This window comes from Aliiroseovarius sediminis (assembly GCF_022678485.1).
In the GTDB taxonomy this organism is placed as follows: Bacteria; Pseudomonadota; Alphaproteobacteria; order Rhodobacterales; family Rhodobacteraceae; genus Aliiroseovarius; species Aliiroseovarius sediminis.
In genome coordinates, this window is sequence record NZ_JALBYP010000032.1 from 266,148 (window position 1) to 285,289 (window position 19,142).

At 56.7% G+C, this 19,142-nt stretch carries 18 protein-coding genes and 1 pseudogene; all 19 read left to right on the forward strand.

What is annotated here, in order from left to right:
- Positions 1-28: 28 nt before the first annotated feature.
- The 19 genes and pseudogenes from MN186_RS10315 to MN186_RS10405 all read left to right on the forward strand — a co-directional run bounded on the left by MN186_RS10315 (position 29) and on the right by MN186_RS10405 (position 19,108).
- Positions 29-352 (forward strand): antibiotic biosynthesis monooxygenase family protein, encoded by a 324-nt coding sequence (locus MN186_RS10315; RefSeq protein WP_242114280.1) that lies wholly within the window; start codon positions 29-31, stop codon positions 350-352.
- Positions 353-591: 239 nt separating this feature from the next.
- Positions 592-921, forward strand: coding sequence for a ferredoxin FdxA (gene fdxA, locus MN186_RS10320; protein ID WP_242114281.1), 330 nt, complete (start codon positions 592-594; stop codon positions 919-921).
- A 29-nt stretch (positions 922-950) separates the two neighbouring features.
- Positions 951-1,772, forward strand: a complete 822-nt coding sequence (locus MN186_RS10325) for a ferredoxin--NADP reductase (RefSeq protein WP_242114282.1) — start codon at positions 951-953, stop codon at positions 1,770-1,772.
- A gap of 17 nt (positions 1,773-1,789) precedes the next feature.
- Entirely contained in the window at positions 1,790-3,001 is a 1,212-nt protein-coding gene (locus MN186_RS10330) for an acyl-CoA dehydrogenase (RefSeq protein WP_242114283.1), read from the forward strand.
- Between the two features lie 90 nt (positions 3,002-3,091).
- On the forward strand, positions 3,092-4,534 hold the full coding sequence (locus tag MN186_RS10335; RefSeq protein ID WP_242114284.1) for an aldehyde dehydrogenase family protein: 1,443 nt from the start codon (positions 3,092-3,094) through the stop codon (positions 4,532-4,534).
- 5 nt (positions 4,535-4,539) lie between these two features.
- Complete coding sequence (buk, locus tag MN186_RS10340) at positions 4,540-5,640, forward strand: butyrate kinase (protein WP_242114285.1); 1,101 nt, start codon at positions 4,540-4,542, stop codon at positions 5,638-5,640.
- Positions 5,637-6,569 (forward strand): phosphate acyltransferase, encoded by a 933-nt coding sequence (locus tag MN186_RS10345; RefSeq protein WP_242114286.1) that lies wholly within the window; start codon positions 5,637-5,639, stop codon positions 6,567-6,569. Before buk ends, MN186_RS10345 begins: the two co-directional genes overlap by 4 nt.
- A gap of 102 nt (positions 6,570-6,671) precedes the next feature.
- Positions 6,672-7,430: an electron transfer flavoprotein subunit beta/FixA family protein gene (locus MN186_RS10350; protein WP_242114287.1), complete on the forward strand. Its 759-nt coding sequence runs from the start codon at positions 6,672-6,674 to the stop codon at positions 7,428-7,430.
- Entirely contained in the window at positions 7,430-8,356 is a 927-nt protein-coding gene (locus tag MN186_RS10355) for an electron transfer flavoprotein subunit alpha/FixB family protein (protein WP_242114288.1), read from the forward strand. Before MN186_RS10350 ends, MN186_RS10355 begins: the two co-directional genes overlap by 1 nt.
- A 164-nt stretch (positions 8,357-8,520) precedes the next feature.
- Complete coding sequence (locus MN186_RS10360; RefSeq protein WP_242114289.1) at positions 8,521-9,513, forward strand: Bug family tripartite tricarboxylate transporter substrate binding protein; 993 nt, start codon at positions 8,521-8,523, stop codon at positions 9,511-9,513.
- 66 nt (positions 9,514-9,579) lie between these two features.
- On the forward strand, positions 9,580-10,086 hold the full coding sequence (locus tag MN186_RS10365; protein WP_242114290.1) for a tripartite tricarboxylate transporter TctB family protein: 507 nt from the start codon (positions 9,580-9,582) through the stop codon (positions 10,084-10,086).
- A gap of 4 nt (positions 10,087-10,090) precedes the next feature.
- Positions 10,091-11,584, forward strand: coding sequence for a tripartite tricarboxylate transporter permease (locus MN186_RS10370; RefSeq protein ID WP_242114291.1), 1,494 nt, complete (start codon positions 10,091-10,093; stop codon positions 11,582-11,584).
- 368 nt (positions 11,585-11,952) lie between these two features.
- Complete coding sequence (locus MN186_RS10375) at positions 11,953-12,936, forward strand: TRAP transporter substrate-binding protein (RefSeq protein ID WP_242114292.1); 984 nt, start codon at positions 11,953-11,955, stop codon at positions 12,934-12,936.
- A gap of 121 nt (positions 12,937-13,057) precedes the next feature.
- Positions 13,058-13,597, forward strand: coding sequence for a TRAP transporter small permease (locus MN186_RS10380; RefSeq protein ID WP_242114293.1), 540 nt, complete (start codon positions 13,058-13,060; stop codon positions 13,595-13,597).
- Between the two features lie 3 nt (positions 13,598-13,600).
- The gene (locus MN186_RS10385; RefSeq protein WP_242114294.1) at positions 13,601-14,860 is read left to right on the forward strand and encodes a TRAP transporter large permease; all 1,260 of its coding nucleotides are present in this window, start codon (positions 13,601-13,603) and stop codon (positions 14,858-14,860) included.
- Positions 14,861-15,052: 192 nt separating this feature from the next.
- Positions 15,053-16,585: a phospholipase D family protein gene (locus MN186_RS10390; protein WP_242114295.1), complete on the forward strand. Its 1,533-nt coding sequence runs from the start codon at positions 15,053-15,055 to the stop codon at positions 16,583-16,585.
- Positions 16,573-17,289, forward strand: coding sequence for a phosphatase PAP2 family protein (locus MN186_RS10395; protein WP_242114296.1), 717 nt, complete (start codon positions 16,573-16,575; stop codon positions 17,287-17,289). The genes MN186_RS10390 and MN186_RS10395 overlap by 13 nt, the downstream gene beginning before the upstream one ends.
- Positions 17,290-17,455: 166 nt before the next feature.
- Positions 17,456-18,684: pseudogene (locus MN186_RS10400) on the forward strand (IS3 family transposase).
- Positions 18,677-19,108, forward strand: coding sequence for a hypothetical protein (locus MN186_RS10405; RefSeq protein ID WP_242114297.1), 432 nt, complete (start codon positions 18,677-18,679; stop codon positions 19,106-19,108). Before MN186_RS10400 ends, MN186_RS10405 begins: the two are co-directional and overlap by 8 nt.
- The last annotated feature ends 34 nt before the right edge of the window (positions 19,109-19,142 follow it).

A 19,142-nucleotide genomic window follows, 5' to 3' on the forward strand; every position in this document is an offset into this window, starting at 1 on the left:
CTGAACGTAAAAAACAGTGGAGAGAAAGATGGTCAAGATAACCGAAAACCAGACCTGCCAGACAGTCATGTTGACATATGAGGTGCCCCTTGGCGCATATGATGAACTGCACGGAATCTTGACCGCTGCCTACGAAGATTTCTTGTCAAAACAAAAGGGCTTCATCGGCGCGGCGATCCATTCAAACGAAGCGCAAACCCGCGTGGCCAGCTATTCGCAGTGGGCATCGCGGGATGATTTCCTGGCGGTTCTAAGGTCTGAACACATGCAGAAAGTAAACCGTCAACTCGGGGATATCAGCAAGGCTTTCGAACCGGTCCTCTATGATGTTCAGACGGTCTTTGGCGACTGATTTTCAAACGCAGGTCGTGGGGCGCACACGCACATGTTCGGGCAATCGACAATCGCGACGTGGCTGTCCGGCTCTGGGGCGCTTCGTGAAAGGTTTGATTCGAAGATCATCGGATTTGCGACAGAGTCACATCAGATAGTGCAGGCCATATCAATGATTTAGGCTGACGCGCAGATCAAGGTTGACAGAAGCATCGTTGCGATTATTGTTTGTATACAAATGATATGGGAGGAGGATCAGTGACCTACGTCGTTACAGACAGCTGCATCAACTGCAAATTCACAGACTGCGTCGAGGTTTGCCCAGTGGATTGTTTCTACGAAGGCGAAAACTTTCTGGTCATCCACCCGGATGAATGTATCGACTGCGGGGTTTGCGAACCGGAATGCCCGGTCGACGCGATCAGGGCCGACACGGAACCGAACACGGCTGACTGGGTCACCTTGAACGGGAAATACGCAGAGCTCTGGCCCAACATTACCGAGAGGAAAGACCCTCTGCCCGACAACGAGGAGTGGGCCGAAAAGACCGGCAAGCTGGAATTTTTGTCCGCAGAACCCGGTGCATAGCCGCCCTTTGAAAACAGGAACATAAATCTATGTCTGATGCCGCCGCCATCGTCCAAGGAAAAGAGAGCGAATTCGCCGTACCCACGGGCGTTTTTGCCGAAACCGTCACCTCGGTCGAACACTATACTGATCGCCTTTTCAAATTCCGGATCACCCGTCCGGCCAGCTTCCGGTTTCGGTCTGGCGAATTTGTGATGATCGGTCTGCCGAATGCGGAAAAGCCGGTTTATCGTGCCTATTCCATCGCCAGCCCGTCTTGGGACGAAGAGATCGAGTTTTTCTCGATCAAGGTTCAGGATGGTCCGCTGACTGAACATCTGCAGAAAATTCAGGTCGGAGATACGATCCTGATGCGTAAAAAGCCGACAGGCACCTTGGTCAATGATGCCTTGTTGCCGGGCAAGCGGGTATACATGTTTTCGACCGGCACGGGCATTGCGCCGTTTGCATCCCTTATTCGTGATCCCGAAACATATGAAAAATTCGACGAGGTGATCCTGACCCATACCTGCCGCGAAGTGTGCGAACTGAAGTATGGCCAGGAACTTGTGGCGGAAATCCTGAATGATCCACTGGTGGGCGAGATGGCCAATGGGCGGCTGCGCCACTACTGCTCGGTGACGCGAGAAGATTATGAATTCAAGGGTCGTATCACTGACCTGATGGAGTCCGGAAAGCTCTTTTCCGATCTGGGTGTTCCGCCAATCAACCCTGAAGAAGATCGCGGGATGATCTGTGGGTCGATGGCGATGTTGAATGACACCAAAGAAACACTCGAAGGGTTTGGCCTGGTCGAAGGTGCCAATAACAAGCCCGCCACATTCGTCGTCGAACGTGCATTTGTCGATTGAACTCGAAAGGTCAAGAAATGTCTGAACTCCCCCCTGCTTCGCGCCCTGAACTGGGCCGTTTTGAATGGTCCGATCCGCTGCGCGTGTCGGATCAACTGACCGAAGACGAGCGCATGATCCAGGACAGCGCGCGCGCCTATGCACAGGAAAAACTGCAGCCTCGCGTGATTGAGGCGTTCGAGAACGAGCATACGGATGCAGCCATTTTCCGCGAAATGGGTGACATGGGCCTGTTGGGCGTCACGATCCCCGAACAATACGGCGGCTTGGGGGGCAACTATGTGTCCTACGGGCTTGTCGCGCGCGAAGTCGAGCGGGTGGACAGTGGATATCGGTCGATGATGTCGGTTCAGGCGTCGCTGGTGATGTATCCCATCTACGCCTATGGCTCGGAAGCGCAGCGTGAAAAGTACCTGCCCAAGCTGGCCAGCGGCGAATGGATCGGCTGCTTCGGTCTTACCGAGCCAGATGCCGGATCTGACCCCGGTGGGATGAAGACCAAAGCGGTCAAGACGGCCAATGGCTACAAGATCACTGGCTCGAAGATGTGGATCTCGAACGCGCCGATCGCGGATGTTTTCATCGTTTGGGCCAAGTCCGACGCGCATGGCGGCAAGATCCGCGGCTTCGTTCTGGAAAAGGGCATGAAAGGGCTGAGCGCGCCGAAAATCGGGCAAAAGATCAGCCTGCGCGCGTCAATCACGGGCGAAATCGTGATGGACGGTGTCGAAGTCGGTGACGATGCCCTTCTGCCTAATGTCGAAGGTCTGAAAGGGCCGTTCGGCTGTTTGAACCGTGCGCGCTATGGTATTTCTTGGGGTGTGTTGGGTGCAGCTGAATTCTGCTGGCACGCATCACGGCAATATGGGCTTGATCGCAAGCAGTTCGGCAAGCCTTTGGCGCAGACGCAGCTGTTCCAGAAAAAGCTGGCGGACATGATGACAGAAATCACACTCGGTCTTCAGGCGTCGTTGCAGGTGGGCCGCCTTATGGATGCGGCCAGCGCAGCACCCGAGATGATCAGCATGGTCAAACGCAACAACTGCGGCAAGGCGCTGGATGTTGCGCGAATGGCACGCGACATGCACGGCGGTAACGGGATTTCGGGCGAGTTTCAGGTGATCCGCCACATGGTGAACCTGGAAACGGTGAACACTTACGAGGGAACGCATGACATCCATGCCCTGATCCTTGGCCGCGCGCAGACCGGTCTACAGGCGTTTTTCTAGAACGTCTGTCCAAGACCGAACAATTAAAGTCACCAAGGTGCCGGCGGACGCTGCAATCCGGTGGACAAGAGAAATTTGGACGAGGGGCCGATGACATCTGATCTGAACAAGAACCTAATTGACGGAGCGTGGGTCACTGGCCCCGATGTAACGGAAAACATCAACCCGTCTGATACTTCCGATGTGATCGGCCGTTACACTCGCGCGTCGGCAGACCAAGTCGCCGAAGCCGCAAATGCAGCGCGTCGTGCCTTGCCTGCGTGGCGGGCGGCAGGGCCGCAGCCACGCGCGGACCTGCTTGAAAAAGTCGGACGGCTGATTATCGACCGCAAGGACGAGCTGGGCCGTATGCTTGCCCGCGAGGAAGGCAAGACAATCGCTGAAGCCACGGGCGAAGCGGTGCGCGCGGGCCAGATTTTCAAATTCTTCGCGGGTGAAGCCGTGCGCATAGCCGGCGAGGCGATGGAATCGGTTCGACCCCATATCGATGTCGATGTAACGCGCGAGCCGGTCGGCGTTGTTGGGTTGATCACGCCCTGGAACTTTCCGATCGCAATCCCCGCGTGGAAAATCGCGCCTGCACTTGCTTACGGTAACACGGTTGTTTTCAAGCCGGCCGATCTGGTGCCCGGCACAGCCCATATGCTGAGCGTTATCTTGCACGAAGCCGGCGTTCCGTCAGGGGTATTCAACCTTGTGATGGGCAGGGGGTCCGTGGTGGGTGATGCGATCGTTCACAGCCCCGATGTTGACGCAGTATCCTTTACCGGTTCGGTGCCCGTGGGCCGCGCGTTGGCGGTCGAGGCGGCAAAGGGGCTCAAAAAAGTGCAGCTTGAAATGGGCGGGAAGAACCCGATGGTCGTGATGGAGGACGCTGATCTTGATGTCGCGGTGGGTGCCTGTGTGAACGGCGCCTATTTCTCGACGGGGCAGCGATGCACCGCATCTTCGCGGCTTGTCGTGCACAAGGACATTCACGACGCATTCGTTGAAAAGCTGGTGGATGCCGCGCAGGCTCTGGTGGTTGGCGATGCGCTGGACCCTGCCACGCAAATGGGACCGGTCGCCTCGCAGTCGCAATTGAAGGGAAACCTGTCTTACGTGGATATCGCGCGGCAAGACGGGGCCACCGTAGTCGGCGGCGAACGGCTGGAAGATCGGACCGAAGGTTTCTTCCAGCGTCCGGCGGTCTTTCTGGATGCCACAAACGAGATGCGCAGCAGCCGCGAGGAAATCTTCGGTCCCTGCGCAAGCGTGATCAAGGTCGATGATTTCGACGAGGCCCTGGCAGTTGCCAACGACACGGATTTCGGCCTGGCGTCTGGCATTTGTACGACATCGCTGAAATATGCCCGCGAATTCCGCCGCCACTCGGGTGCGGGAATGGTGATGGTCAACCTGCCCACGGCAGGCGTTGACTATCATGTGCCCTTTGGCGGCAGGCGTGGATCGTCCTACGGCGCGCGCGAACAGGGCCGCTATGCCGCCGAGTTCTACACCGCTGTCAAAACGTCCTACAGCTTTGCGGGATAATGAACATGGCGGACGGCTGCATTCTGGCGATCAACCCCGGCACAACGACGACACGCTGTGCCTTGTTTGCCGATCAGGGGAACGGGTCCGTCGACCTGATCGCGGAGCAGGGTCTTGACCACGACGAAACCCAGATGGTCGGGTTTGCCACCATTGCGGATCAGTTGGATTACCGGACTGCCTGCGTGAATGCGTTTCTAGATGAACATCTTGACGGCAGAAACCTGGTGGGGTGCGGTGGGCGTGGCGGTATGCTGACGCCCGTTCCGGCAGGTGTGATCCGCGTCAATGACGATCTTGTCGATTTTGCGCTGCACCGACCTGTTTACCGGCACGCCAGCAACCTGGGCGCGCCGCTTGCCAAGGGGATTGCACAACCGCTGGGTATTCCGGCTTTTGTGGTCGACCCGGTCAGTGTGGACGAACTGCCCGATATCGCGCGGGTGTCCGGCTTTGCCGAAATTCCGCGGTTCAGCTTTGTGCACGCCCTCAACATTCGCGCCTGTGCGCGTCAGCTGGCCCGTGAGCTTGACAAGCCGTTTGACACGCTGCGCACGGTCGTGGCCCATCTGGGCGCCGGATTTTCCATCGCCACGCTGCTGGGTGGCCGATTGGTCGACAGTTCGAACCGGATGGAGATTTCGCCGTTTACACCCGAACGCGCGGGCGGTCTGCCGCCGCTTCCGCTGATCGAACTTTGCTATTCGGGAAAATACGCCAAGGAAGAACTGCTCAGGAAACTCTACGGCAATGGCGGTGTTGCAAGCCTTTTGGGCACCAAGGATATTCGCAAGGTCGAACAGATGATCGCCGATGGCGACGAACACGCCCGCTTGATCTATGACGCGATGATCTATCAGATTGCAAAAGCCATCGGCGCGATGGCATCGGTCGCGGAATTCGATCTGGATGGCATCATCCTTACCGGGGGGCTGGCCAATTCGCCCACGATTGCGGACACGCTGACGCGCAAGCTGTCACGGATTGCACCCGTGACCGTCTATCCCGGCAGCAACGAGTGCCGCGCGCTTGCAGAAGGTGTCGCACGGGCCATGCACGGCATCGAAGACCCAATGCGCTGGAAAGGCGACGGGGTGGTGTCATGACGCTTGTGCGCTCTTTCGATGCGCTCCGCGAAAGGGTGGCAGAACTGCCGCCCGCGCGGCTGGCCGTTGCCGGAGGCGATGATCCGGCTGTCATCAAGGCCGTGGTCGCAGCGCTGAAGGCGAACATGATCTCGCGTGCGATCATCTCTGGCGCCAAACCCACGATTGAGGCCAGCCTGCCTGACGCGGCCCGCCGGAATGTCGATATAATCGAAGCTGGCAACCCTGCGGACTGCGCCACAGAGGCTGTGAGGGCCGTGCGCGAAGGCGCGGCAAATATCCTTATGAAAGGACATATCGACAGCACGTCATATCTGCGCGCTGTCGTGAACCGCGAAACCGGCATTCGCAAGGGCGGTGTTCTGTCCAATGTTACGGTTGCGGCGATGAAAAGCTATCCCAAGCTGCTGGTTGCGACGGACAATGGCATTGTCCCGCAACCCGACCTCGATCAGAAACGACAAATCATTTTGAACACGCGCGACCTGTTTCGGGGCCTTGGTATTGATACGGTCAAGACAGCGGCTGTCGCTGCGACTGAAAAGGTGTCGCAAGCACTGCCAGCGACGCTGGACGCCCGAACCCTGACCGAAGAAAGCGCGGCGGGGCTATTGCCTGGTTTCGTCGTTGAAGGGCCCTTTGGCTATGATGTGGCCGTCAGCAAGGCATCGGCTGACAAGAAAGGGCTATCTGAATCGGTCGTCGCCGGAGAGGCCGACCTGATCGTGTTTCCCACAATCGATGCGGCCAATGCGGTCGCAAAGGCATGGAAGTTTCACGGAGATGCCGAAACAGGCTCAATCGTGCTGGGCGCGCGCGTGCCGGTCTTGCTGAACTCACGCTCTGATGGTGTGGCGCGGCGCCTCAACGCCCTGATGCTGGCCATCGTCGCCGGATCAGTTGGTAAGGGTGAAGAAAATGCAGCTTGAAAGCCATGAACATCAGGTCGACCCGGACGTCTGCGCACCCACGATGGTGGCTGAAAACGTCATGTTGATCTTCAAGAACAGTGCAAGAAGGAGCCTAACCTCATGAAAGTCCTCGTGCCCGTCAAGCGCGTAATTGACTACAACGTCAAGGTGCGCGTCAAAGCAGATCAGAGCGGTGTCGATCTGGCGAATGTGAAAATGTCGATGAACCCATTTGACGAAATCGCGGTCGAGCAGGCGATCCGGCTTAAAGAGGCCGGCACCGCCGACGAAGTCGTCGTTGTGTCGATCGGCGTGAAACAATCGCAGGAAACGCTGCGCACGGCAATGGCGATGGGTGCGGATCGTGCGCTGCTTGTCGTTGCCGCCGATAATGTCGAAACCGATATCGAGCCGCTGGCCGTGGCGAAAATTCTCGCCAAGGTCGTCGAGGAAGAGCAGCCCGGCATTGTGCTGTGTGGCAAGCAAGCCATCGACAACGACATGAACGCGACCGGGCAGATGCTTTCGGCTCTGCTGGGGTGGTCGCAAGGCACCTTCGCCTCGGAACTGGAGCTGAAAGATGATGCCGCCATCGTCAGCCGCGAAGTTGATGGCGGCCTGCAGACGATCAAGGTGTCGCTGCCAAGTGTCATCACCGTTGATCTGCGTCTGAACGAACCGCGCTATGCGTCACTGCCCAACATCATGAAGGCAAAGAAGAAGCCGTTAGAGGAAAAGACGGCGGCCGACTACGGGATTGACCCGACCCCGCGGCTTGAAGTCTTGTCGACTGCTGAACCGGCGGAACGCGCTGCGGGCATTATTGTCGGATCGGTGGATGAACTTGTGTCGAAACTCAAAGAAGCGGGGGCAGTCTAATGGGCGTTCTTCTACTTGCAGAAGTCAATAATGGCGAACTTGCGCTGGACGCCACGGCAAAGGCCGTGACAGCGGCAAAGCTGATTGGCGACGTCACTGTTTTGTGCGCCGGTGAACGTGCGGCGGTGGCTGGCGATGCGGCGGCGAAAATCGACGGCGTTGCGAAAGTTCTGGTCGCAGAAGATGCATCGCTGGGGCACCGCCTTGCCGAAACCACTGCGGCTTTGATCGTCAGCCTTGCGGATCAATTTGACCACATCGTTGCTCCTGCCACGACGGACGCGAAGAATGTGATGCCACGGGTGGCCGCATTGCTGGATGTGATGATCATCTCTGATGCATCAGGGGTCGTCGACGCCAAGACGTTTGAACGCCCAATCTATGCGGGCAATGCGGTCCAGACCGTCAAGACGGCTGATCCCAAAGTGGTCATGACGATACGAACGACAGGGTTCGATGCAGCGGCCGACGGCAACGACGCCCCTGTCGAGACAATCTCGGCGGCTCAGGACCCTGGCCTGAGTTCGTGGGTCGAGGACACGCTGGCACAAAGCGACCGACCGGAACTTACCTCGGCCGGTGTGGTCGTGTCCGGCGGGCGCGGCGTCGGGTCGGAAGACGATTTCAAGATGATTGAAGCGCTAGCGGACAAGCTGGGGGCTGCCGTCGGGGCGTCCCGTGCCGCGGTAGATTCCGGTTATGCGCCGAATGACTGGCAAGTTGGTCAGACCGGCAAGGTGGTGGCGCCCGAACTTTACATCGCCGTGGGCATTTCCGGCGCGATCCAGCACCTTGCAGGAATGAAGGACAGCAAGATCATCGTCGCAATCAACAAGGACGAAGAAGCGCCGATCTTTCAGGTTGCCGACTTCGGACTGGTTGCGGACCTTTTCGATGCCGTGCCCGAACTAACCGGCAAGCTTTGAAGTATCTGTTCTTGCGGGCGGCAATAGGGCCGGCCGCGGAAAAAAGTATGTGACCTTCACGTGCGTATCTTATTAAGTGTTAACCTGTCGCAGAGCGTGACTGTGCAGGTAAAACGAACCAAGGGAACAAAAATAATATTCCCAACCATCAGAGGAGACGACACATGAACATCTTTCGCCGCTCAATGATCAAACACACTGCTGCCGGGCTTTGCGCTGCGGTGCTTGGGACCTTTTCCGGCACCGCCCTTCTGGCACAGGATTTTCCAGACAAGCCGATCAATGTCGTTGTCGCATGGCCCGCCGGTGGCGCGCATGACACGGTTGCGCGTCTTGTCGGGGACTACTTGTCTAACGAACTGTCGCAACCGGTCGTCATTTCCAACCAGCCGGGTGCAGCCGGAACAACGGGCGTGCGGGCAGCCGCGAATGCGGACCCTGACGGGTATACAGTCGGCGTGATGGGTCTGCATGTCATCGCGCAAACCTATATGAATGAAAACGCGACGCCGTGGAATGCGATCAAGCCGCTGGCACTGATCGAAAAATCACCTGCTTCGCTGAGCGTTCGGACGGACAGCGGGATCGAAGATCTTGCGGGCTTCATTGACAAGGCCAAGAATGAGCCGGACTTTATCCTTAATTCCAATGATGGCCCCGGCGGATTTGCCAACATCTCGGCGCTGTTGACCCAAAAAGCCATCGGCACCCAGTTCGCAACGATCCCCTATCAGGGCTACGCACCAGCGGTTGCTGCGATTGCCTCGGGCGAAACCAACGCAACAACGATCCCGACCGCGCTGATGATCGGCCTCGCTGGTGGCGGCGAGGTCAAGATCATCGCCGTCGCGGGTGACGAACGTCATTTCCGCGCACCGGATGTGCCAACGTTCAAGGAAAGCGGTGTCGATTTCGTGTTCAGCGATTTTGTGGGCTTCTTCCTGCCCCAGGGCGTCCCGCAGGACCGCGTTGAAATTCTTGAAAGCGCGCTGATGAACGTGATGAAGGATGAAGACTTTCTGGCGGCAACCCAGAAAGCCGGTCTGATCATCTCGCCCGGCGACAGCGAGGCGTTCGGTGCGTTTTTGGCCGAACAGGACGAGAAAGTGTACCCTGTTCTGGATGACGGCGGTCTTGTTACGGCAAACGCAAAATAGGTCTGCCAGTCATAGAAAGGGGGCCGACTGGCCCCCTTATTCTTACCGCAACAAAGGAGCGACGCCATGCCGGATACGCAAAGCAACCAAACTCCTGCACCGCACAGGCCGGGGATCGGGGCCGGTCTGTTTTTCCTTCTATGGGCCGGGCTTGGATGGTACGGCATTCTGTCAAATGCGCCGATCCTCGAATCTTTCAGCGTGCCGGGGCTTGATCCGGGACCAGGGGTTTTGCCTGTAATGGTCTGCACAGCATTAACTGTGGGCAGTCTGTGGATGCTTGTCGACGGGTTCATCCGCTCGAACCCGGGGCTGGAGGATCTCTCTGTCCAAAGTCTGGTGATTCCGGTCGCCTTTCTGTTCAGTTCGTTGGTCGCTGCCTTTTTGTCGGGCATTATCGGGTTTCGGATCGCTGGTTTCCTTTTCGCGGCCGTTTGGCTTTATCAATTGGACAGCCGCCAACCCGTGCGCTGGCGCCGCGGGGTCACGGCACTGGTACTGGCCGCGATTGCTATTGCGTTGATCGAGATCGTTTTCGTGCAGCTTCTGCGCGTGCCACTGCCCCAAGGATAACCAAATGCTTCTTGATGTTGTTCTTCAATCATTCGATATTTTCTTTCAGAACCCCGTGCTGTTCGGTGTCGCGGTCGTCGCGGTGGCCGTCGGGATCGTGCTGGGTGCGCTGCCTGGCGTCAGTTCGACTATGGCGCTGGCTATCCTATTGCCGCTGACCTTCGGGATGGAACCAGAAGTGGCGATCATGTTGTTGTTGATGGTGCTTGTGGCAAGCGTTTTCGGCGGATCGGTGTCGGCGATCTTGCTTAATATTCCGGGCACGCCCGGCGCCATCGTGACACAGTTCGACGGCTATCCGATGGCGCAACAAGGCAAGGCAGGGCGTGCACTGGGCCATGCGCTGATTGCTTCGACGGTTGGCGGCGTGCTGGGGGTTTTTGCGTTGATGCTGATCGCGCCGCTTATTGCAAAATCGGCGATGAATTTCCGCAGCCCAGAGTTTGCCCTGCTTGCGCTTTTTGGCTTGGTCCTGCTTGCCTACGCCGCGAATGGGACGATGTTGGCTGGGCTGCTTTCCGGCGCGATCGGCCTGATTTTTGGCATGGTCGGATTTGATACTGTCACTGGTGTTGCGCGGTTCGATTTCGGAACTGCTGTGCTTCAGAACGGCATCCACATCATCCCGGTGACGATTGGCATTTTCGGTATAACCGAAGTGCTGGGAACGCTGGCTGCGTCCCGCTCTGGTCCACTTCCCAAAGTGCCTCCGATTGGCAAGCTATTTCCCACTGTCGCCGATCTGGCCCGTGTTGCGCCCACATGGGTCCGGGGCAGCGTCATCGGGACGTTTATCGGCGCGATCCCAGCGGCGGGTTCGGCCATTGCCGTTGCTGTGGCCTATACGGTCGAACAAAGGCTATCGCGCGGGACCAAGTATATCTTCGGCAAAGGCGAGCCGCGCGGGGTCGCTGCGCCGGAAGCGGCCAACAGTGCGCTGACAGGGGGCGCAACGATACCTATGATCACGTTGGGCATTCCTGGTGATCCGATGACTGCCATCTTGATCGGCGCGCTGATCATTCACGGACTGCAGCCAGGGCCGATGATGTTCACCGAGAACCCCGAAATAATCGGTGCGATCTACGGGTCGATCATGTTGGCGGTTCTGTTGACCTTTGCTGTCGGTATGGTCTGCCTGCGAGGTATCGTGCAGGTCATGAAATTACCGACGCATGTCATGATGGTGCTGATCACCTTGCTTTGCATGGTCGGCGCTTTCGCGATCCGCAACAGTATCTCGGATCTGGTCATGATGTTGGTGCTGGGCGGTATGGGGTATGTGATGACGGTGCTGCGCATCCCCGTTGCGCCGTTGGTGTTCGGGCTGATTCTTGGCCCATTGATGGAAGAAAATATGCGCCGTTCGCTAATTATCAGCCGTGGATCATGGAGCGTCTTTCTTGAGCGACCGGTATCTCTGGCAATCATTGCGCTGATAATTCTGGTCATCGGGTCGTCGCTTTGGCCGCGCAAAAAGCGTAAACCCGATGCATAATCTTACGAGAGGGGTGCGGCATTCTGTCTTGCAGATGTTATCAAAGCGATCAGAACATGTGCTTCATGGACCACCGCAACCCTATTTGATGGGTCAATCACTCTCCCTCAGCTTCGACCAAAGGCAGTCAGTATGCCATGAGTTCGAGGGGTCGCAAATGCCAGAAAAAGCCGTGTCGACAGGTGAAGCCGCAGTCACGGCCTTAGGCACCAACTAATCTATAGCTTTCAAAAATGCTCGGGGTTCGGCGACAGTGACAAAAGGAAAACCTTGACCTGTTAAATGACTTGATAAATAGTTTGCATACGAATGAAATGGACAAGGCCGGTCGATAAACGGAACGGTCAGTCAAGCAGGAGGGGAACTTTATGAAACTCACAGGAATTGCTGCATCGATATGTGCCGCCATCACCTTTGTGCCAAGCGCTACTATTGCGCAGGACCGCGAGTTCAGCGTGGGACTTATCACACCGCCGGCCCACGTCTGGAACAAAGAAGCCGCAGCCATGGGGGACACCCTGGGCGAACTTTCAGGCGGGCGGTTCTCTGTCGCGCTGTTCCCGTCGGGTCAATTGGGTTCGGAAGGCGAAATGTTGCAGCAGCTTCAAACCGGGGCGCTGGATATGGCATGGCTGACATCGGGGGAGGTGACGACGCGCGTCACCGACGTCAGCGCACTCCACACGCCGTTCCTTGTTGATAACATCGAAGATGCGGCGCGGGTGCTGCGCTCGGAGGAAGCCCGCGAGATCCTCGACCAAATGCCACGCGCGCTCGGAGCTATCGGTGTCTGTTATGCGATGACAGGGATGCGCCAGATGATGAGCCGCGAGCCGCTGAACAGCGCAGCTGATTTGGTAGGTAAGCGTTTCCGCATCACACCTGCACCTCCCATGCGGTCATTTTTTGAAATCATTGGCGCAGCGCCTGCGCCGATGCCGCTGACACAAGTGTATGACTCGCTTGCGAACGGTCAGGTCGACGCGATTGCAATGGATTATGAATCCATTATCAACTTCGGTTATCACGACCACGCGAAATACCTGCTTGAAACCAACCATCAGATGTTTCCCATGGTGGCGTTGGTGTCCGGCCGTGTTTGGGCAGGCCTTTCCCCCGAAGATCAGGAAATCCTGCGCGAGGGGGTCCAGACCCACTGCGACACGACAATCGACCGCTTTGTCGAAGGTGAAGCCGGCAAGTTTGAAACGCTTAAGGGCGTTGAGGGCCTGAACATCACCGAGAATGTCGGCATGGACTTCTTCGAGGGTGCCGTGGCCGACTGGGATGCTCAATGGAAAGAGCAGACGGAATACGTTGAAAAACTGCGTGCAGTTGTGGCTGAGTTTTAAAGTAGCAAAGCTATGGACAGGGGTGGCTCAGCGTGGCCACCCCTGAATTCCGAAACTCTCGCAAGGATGGACCAAGCATTTGTTTATACCCCGCGCCATTGTGAAAGTATCCGCGACTGTCGTGGCTGTTGAAAAAATTGTACTTGGCCTCTTGGTTGCAGGTATCGCCGGGTTTGTTCTTGCAAATGTGCTTTTGCGATTGGTCGGCATTACGCTGGCCTGGGCCGATGAACTTGCCATTCATTTCATGATCTTGTCCGGTTTCGTCGGCGCATCTTTGATGCTGAGGGCACGGACAGACCCGGCTGTTTTCTTGCTTCATGAACTTCTTCCGACCAAGGCTGTTGGTGTCCTCAAGGTCATCATATCGTTCATCAGCCTGGCTTTCGGCATAACGCTTTTTTATCTGTGCTGGCGCTGGTTCAACCCTTTGGGGCTTCTTGCGGTCAACCTTGATGTTGCAGACTTTGAAGCAACAACATTCAACTTCATCTACACTGACGTCACGCCTGTCATGGGCCTGTCTTCATACTGGTTCTACCTGATCATACCTTGGTTTGCGATCACGATCACGATCCATGCGGCGGCAAACCTGATGGAAGATTTTGGGTTCGTAGAACGGGGCGCAGATCCCGTCGGTGTCAGGTTATCGGAGCACTGAGCTATGGCAGCCATCGCATTCCTCGTACTACTTTTTCTTGGTGTTTCAATCGGACTGGTGCTTTGCATCACGGCGCTTGTGTTCATCATTGGGTCTGGCAACCCCTTGCTTTTGGACAGCTATCCGCTTCAGTTGTTCGGATCTTTGAACAACTTCGGACTTCTGGCGATCCCGCTGTTCATTCTGATTGGCGAGTTGATGAATGGTGCGGGCATTACGCAACGACTTGTCAGGCTTGCTGCCGCTTTTCTAGGCGCGATTCGTGGCGGTTTGGCATACATCAACCTGATTGCGAACATGATGGTCGCGTCGATCTTGGGGTCTGCAACCGCGCAGATCGCCATGATGACGCAAGTCATGGTCCCCGAAATGGAACGTGCAGGTTATCGCCGTGACTTTTCCACTGCCGTTACCGCATTTGGTGGACTATTGGGCCCCATTATCCCGCCCTCCATCGTGTTTGTGGTCTATGCGGTTCTCGCTCAGCTTGCTGTTCGGGACATGCTTCTGGCAGGGCTCCTGCCGGGATTGCTCTTGACGGGGTTGTTCTTGGGCACCATCGCTTTGATGGGCTTACGCTATAACTATCCGGTTGGCGAAAAGCTGTCTTGGCGCGAGAAGGGGGGCGCGCTGAAAAAGGCGCTGCCCATGCTGATTATCCCTGCGATCATCATCGGGACGATCCTTGGTGGTGTCGGCTCTCCGACCGAGGCCGCGGCGCTTGGGGCATTGACCGCTGCCATCATCGGCATGTTTGTTACCAAGTCGCTGCGCCTGTCCGACTTTCCCGCGATTTTGCTCAGAACCGGGCTCAACTCTGCGCTGGTGCTTTTCCTTGTGGCCTCTGCCAGCGTGTTCTCCTGGGTCTTGGTGTATGGACAAATCCCGCAGGCAGCTGCTGGTTGGATTCAGACTGTGGCGACAACGCCGACTGCCTTTATGCTGCTGGTCTTGGTTGTGTTGGTCCTTGTCGGCACGGTCATTGATGGGATCGCGGGCCTTATCATGGTGGTGCCGATCCTCTTACCGATTGCGACAGATGTCTACGGTATCCATCCGGTGCATTTTGGTGTCGTTGTGTCGATCAACCTCATTCTCGGCCTTCTTTCCCCACCTGTCGGAATTGGCCTTTATGTGGCGGCCTCGGTCGCGCATGTCAGCCCATTGGCCGTGTTCAAGGTCGCGCTTCCTTTCTTCTTGGTGACCTGCATCGCACTGCTGCTTTTGGCGCTTGTCCCATCCATCAGCCTTATTCTCTTGTAAGAGGCTTATGGACTGGATCTCACCTTGGACGCCGGTGTGCTGGTGATGGATATGGCAATGTCGAAGGCATCCGAAGTTCGCTGACAGAGTGCGGCAAATTCATCACTTTGTTTGGATGGCTTCGATCCGCGCACTTTGCTAGAGTTGCACCGGTCCCGGGATATCCGAGAGGCGTTGAGGAAGAGAACTGGCGTGTTCGTTTTAAAACTAATTGCAATCGCCGTTTCATGTATCTTTTTCTTCGTGATCGTCGCGCGTGTCATCTTCCCGCTCCCGGAGACGCCGGAACGAATAGATAGCGCCGCGCTGCCAGTTTCAGACAGTGCACCAATTGTTCGGGCCATACGAAACCGCTTGAATGCGCATACCGGACAAACGGGTATCGGCGCTCTGGATGACGGCGCGAATGCTTTTGCAGCGCGGATGATCTTGGCCGAAGCTGCGGTTTCATCCATCGACGCACAATATTATATCTGGCAGAACGATCTGACCGGCACGCTTTTGCTGGAGGCGCTTCAGCGGGCGGCTCAGCGCGGTGTGCGTGTGCGACTGCTGCTGGATGACAATGGCACTTCGGGATTGGATGCGGAACTCGCCAGCCTTGATGCGCATCCCAATGTCGAAGTGCGGCTTTACAATCCATTCAATCTGCGTCGATTCAAGATGCTGTCCTACGGGTTCGATTTCTTCAGATTAAACCGTCGAATGCACAACAAATCGTTCACAGTGGACGGGGCCGCGACGATCCTTGGAGGTCGCAATATCGGCGACCAGTATTTCGGAACCGGGCCGACCGCGCTCTATCTTGATTTGGATGTGTTGGCCGTGGGCAAGGTGGTCCCGGAGGTCGCCGCCGACTTCGATAAATACTGGGCCGCGCCGGCGGTGCATCCAGCCGGTCCCATTCTGGGGTTAGCCTCCGGGGGTGATCCGATTTCGGACAGGCTCGAACGGTTCCAGAGCACGCCTCAGATGGCCGAGTACCGCAAGATTATCGAAGCATCCGATATCGTCGCTGCGCTTTCTGCGGGGTCGTTTGATCTTGAATGGACGAAGGCACTTTTGGTCAGTGACGATCCGGTCAAGGGGCTGGGCGCAGTCCCGACAGAAGATCTTTTGGCTGTTCGGTTGAGGAAGGCAGTCGGTCGGATAGAGTCTCGGTTTGACGGCATCTCGCCTTATTTTGTGCCGGGTGCAGCCGGGGTAAAGGCCTTTTCAAAGCTTGAATCGGAGGGGGTCCAGGTGCGCATGCTGACCAATGCGCTTGAAGCAACGGACGTGCTGCCCGTTCATGCTGGCTATGCCAAACGCCGCCGCGATCTGCTCGCCGTCGGCGTCGAGATGTTCGAGTTACAAAAACAACTCACCATCCGGATTCCGCCCGAACGGGTCGGCCCGTTCGGGTCGTCGGGGACGAGCCTTCATGCCAAGACCTTTGCTGTGGATGGCAAAAGGGTTTTCGTGGGATCGTTCAATTTTGACCCGCGCTCCACCCGTTTGAACACCGAAATGGGTCTGTTGATTGAGTCTTCGTCGATGGCCAGAATTATTCATGCCAGTTTTGACCGAAAGCTCGACGGAGTTGCTTGGCAGGTAGAACTGCGCGACGATGCGCTGACATGGAGAAACAATAGCGAAACCACGATATCCGAGCCGGGCACGACTTGGATAAAGTCAGTCCTGCTGAAGGTGATAGGCTGGTTGCCGGTGGAATGGCTGCTATGATCTGGAACGGAAATGCGCAGAGTCGGCAACTTATTGTCTTGATTGTCGTATCCTTGCTGGCTTGGATTTTCATCGAACTTGCCGATGCGGTTTCCGACGGCGACACACACAGGTTCGACCAATATATCCTGCGATCATTTGGAAGCCTGACATATGGTGCGGACTCCCGGGTGCCCGCTTGGCTCACAGAGGTGATCCGGGATGTGACTGCCTTGGGCGGCGTTGCGGTCCTTACGTTCGTGGTTTTGGCAATCTCGGGTTTTCTTTGGCTGATCGGACAGCGCCGGTCCATGGTGTATCTGTTGCTGTCGGTTCTGATAGGTCTTTTGATCAGCCAGATGTTCAAAGGCTTTTTCGAGCGACCGCGCCCGGATATCATCCCTCATGGATCCTATGTCGACACAACAAGCTTTCCCAGTGGTCATTCACTGATGGCGGCGGTCGTGTACCTGACGCTGGCGGTCATGCTTGCGCGCGGTCTTGAACGCCGCGCGGTAAAGGTTTACGTGACTTCGATTGCAATTTTGCTGGTCTTGGCAATCGGGGTCAGTCGGATCTTTCTGGGTGTGCACTGGCCGTCTGATGTTGTCGCCGGTTGGGTTGTTGGCACGGGGTGGGCGCTGTTGTGCGGTGTTCTTGCCAGATGGCTTCAAAAGCGCGGCGTGATTGAACCTGAAGCGGAGCAATCGGAAGTAAAAAGGTGAGGGCAGATGTTTTTGCCACGACTGTTGCATCAGTTCCGTCAGGCTGAGCAGTCGTCGTGCGATGCTTGGGTTGACCGACGCGAGGCCTCGCCAGCCGTGCTTTTTGACCGGCCCCGGGATTTTCCCTCCATTTGGAATTAGAGTCTGACCCAGATCTGGACGGACCATGAAGCGAACGCGATGCACAGAAGAACAGATCATCGGTATCCTGACCGAGCATGAGGCGGGCGCGAAGTGTGCTGACCTGTGCCGCAAGCATGGGATGTCGGAAGGCACCTTTTATGCCTGGAAGGCGAAGTTTGACGGGATGACGGTGTCGGACGCCAAACGGCTCAAGACGCTGGAAGATGAGACCGCCAAGTTGAAGAAGCTGTTGGCCGAGCAGATACTTGATGCGGCAGCAATGAAGGAGCTGCTGGCAAAAAATGGTAGGGCCCGCCGTTAAGCGCGAAGCCCTTGCGCATCTGCAGGCCAAGCTTGGCCTGTCGGAGCGGCGGGCCTGCCGCCTCGGTGGGGCAGATCGCAAGATGATCCGCTACCAGTCCATGAGACCGCCCAAGACGGAGCTGCGCCAACGGTTGCGGGATCTGGCCAATGAACGTCGCCGGTTTGGCTATCGGCGGCTATTCGTACTTTTGCGCCGTGAGGGTGAGATGTCAGGGATCAATCGCATCTACCGGCTCTATCGCGAAGAGGGGCTCACGGTGCGCAAACGCCGGGCCAGACGCAAGGCGGTGGGAACCCGTGCCCCGATCCCGGTCGTGGCACGGCCAAATGCGCGCGCCCTCTCGCGGTTTGCATGCAAACCGCTGTCGGTCGGCGGGATCGCTGGATTTTGTTCACGACCAGCTTGCTTGCGGGCGGCGGTTTCGCATCCTCAACGTCGTGGACGACGTGACCCGGGAATGCCTCGCGGGAATTGGCGACGCTGATCGAAAGGCGCGGCAGGCCGGGGATGATCGTGTCTGACAATGGGAGCGAACTGACCAGCAACGCGATCTTAACCTTTGTCACCGAACGCAAGATCGAATGGCAGTACATCGCGCCGGGTAAGCCCATGCAGAACGGTTTCATCGAGAGTTTCAACGGCCGCATGCGCCCCTCTCGGCAGATTGCTTCGCAATCGCCTGCCGGGCAGTGGATGCGCTTTTGAATGAGACCATGTTCCGGAACATGGCGCACGCTCGCGCCGTGATCCGGACATGGGCTGCTGACTTCAACGAAACAAGGCCACATTTCGCGCTCGGCTATCAGACACCCAAGGGGTTTGCCGAGCGACTGTCCACCGCACCCGACATCCGCGCTGCGCAATCTGAAAGCTCCGCGCGTATGTCGATTGCTCCGCCTGCGCCAATCGGCGTATCAACCCAAAGGGCTCCGGCTTCGGGTGGATGAAAGTTCAGTGGCAGGTCACGAGAAAAAAATGGCGATAATGAAGAGCAAAGCGATGAGAATTGAACTAACTACTAGTCATCTTTGCGATGAGCCGGGTACGAAACTAGCAATGTTTTGCGATCCTTCCGATTGCGATGATCTTGCTTCGATATTTGAACGTCGAGTCGGCAAAGTTCTTGACATTTATGCGGTAGACGACAAGGGGAATCCCTATGCGGTATCGATTCAATTTGTCGATCGAGTTGGCGATGAAGCTTTCTTGATTGAAGATAAAGTTGTCGTTTTACGATTTGCTAAAAAATCTGCAAGAAATGCGTCCGAACGAATGAGAAAAATCGCCAACAGTCTGGGAAAAGCTTGGAACTACATTGATCTAGAACACGATGAAAAGGAAGAATTCAGTTTTCTCGTACTTAGGGGCTAGTCTCAGTCTTCAGAGGTGTTGTTCTCAACCTTCG